This window comes from Autumnicola edwardsiae, from assembly GCF_031846505.1.
Taxonomy (GTDB): Bacteria; Bacteroidota; Bacteroidia; order Flavobacteriales; family Flavobacteriaceae; genus Autumnicola; species Autumnicola edwardsiae.
This window is the reverse complement of record NZ_JAVRHP010000377.1, coordinates 1-206: the sequence shown is the minus strand read 5'-3', so window position 1 is coordinate 206 and position 206 is coordinate 1. Positions and strand designations below refer to the sequence as shown.

At 43.7% G+C, this 206-nt stretch carries 1 protein-coding gene; it reads left to right on the top strand.

The genetic code is table 11. The annotated features are described in order from the left end of the window. Positions 1 to 206 (top strand): FAD-dependent oxidoreductase (locus RM529_RS18045; RefSeq protein WP_311486103.1); only part of this gene is annotated, 206 nt, incomplete at both ends.

Sequence of the window (206 nt, the reverse complement as noted above, 5' to 3'; positions counted from 1 at the left end):
ATGTATTTGTAATAGGTTCCGGGATGTCAGGTATGACCGTTGCTAATAAATGTGCCTCCAAAGACCTTAAGGTTGGCATTACCGATGAACTTCCCTACGGTGGAACCTGTGCCCTAAGAGGCTGTGATCCTAAAAAGGTGATCATAGGAGCAACTGAAGTACGTGATTTTGCCCAAAGACTTAAAGGAAATGGAATAGATACCGTG